Source organism: Pedobacter sp. 10L46_2 (assembly GCF_056395165.1).
This window is the reverse complement of sequence record NZ_JBFTIZ010000551.1, coordinates 1-1107: the sequence shown is the minus strand read 5'-3', so window position 1 is coordinate 1107 and position 1107 is coordinate 1. Positions and strand designations below refer to the sequence as shown.

2 protein-coding genes are annotated in these 1107 nt (G+C 37.8%); both read left to right on the top strand.

Features of this window, described 5'->3' with window-relative positions:
• On the top strand, window positions 1-803 hold an 803-nt coding region (locus tag AC1DDX_RS27730; protein ID WP_477623077.1), incomplete at its 5' end, for a DegT/DnrJ/EryC1/StrS family aminotransferase.
• A 26-nt stretch (window positions 804-829) separates the two neighbouring features.
• Window positions 830-1107: glycosyltransferase family 2 protein (locus AC1DDX_RS27725; protein WP_477623076.1), on the top strand; the 278-nt coding region annotated here is incomplete at its 3' end.

Below are 1107 nucleotides of genomic sequence, written 5' to 3'. Positions count from 1 at the left end.
TTCTTGCTACCCATGTATATGGGAATCCATGTGATATTGATGCCATACAGGAAATTGCAGACAGGTATTCATTGAAGGTGATTTATGACGCTGCACATTGCTTTGGTACAAAATATAAAAACAAATCGGTATTTGCTTATGGGGATGTGAGTACAACAAGCTTCCATGCAACCAAGGTGTTTCATACCATTGAGGGAGGAGCCGTATTTACTCAATGCCCTGACTTATTGAAAAAGATGGCCTTAATGAGAAACTTTGGGCACGACGGGCCTGATGAATTTTCTGAGTTGGGTATAAATGGAAAAAACTGTGAATTTCATGCTGCTATGGGTTTATGCAACCTGAAAGAGATCGATGAAATTTTAGACAAAAGAAGGTTGCTTTCATTTTATTATTGGAAAGCCTTAGCTAATCTGGAGGCCAGGTATCCAAAGCTGAATGAAAACCTTGATTACAATTATGCGTATTTCCCTGTATTGTTTGACAGTGAAGATTTAATGCTGAGATGCTTAAAGGCGCTGGAGAATGAAAAGGTGTATTGCAGAAGATACTTTTACCCATCTCTTTCTACTTTGCCTTTTGTTACCTCACCTCATATGCCCGTATGCGATTCAGTGTCAAGAAGGATTCTTTGTTTACCACTGTATCATACTTTAACATCCAGTGACCTGGACCTGATTACAAGGATAATTTTAAGKGTACAAAATTATGATCGTCCGGCTGAGATCGAAAGATTGAATCATGTGATTCCTATAAATAACCTGAAGCCTGTATTCGCCGGCTTACAAAATGGAGCTGTCTAATCCTTATAATAAAAAATAATATAGCTATGCCTACACATGAATTAATGGTATCAGTATGTTGCATCACGTATAACCACGAAAAGTATATTGCTCAGGCTTTAGATGGTTTCTTGATGCAGGAAACCAATTTTAAATTTGAAATCCTGGTTGGTGAAGATAAATCTTCAGATAACACAAAAGCAATCATTGAAAGCTATTGTGCAAGGTATCCAGATTTGATCAAACTGATTAGCCATAACCCCAATATAGGAGCGATAAGAAACCAAACTGACGTGGTAAGACGCGCAAAAGGAAAGTACATAGC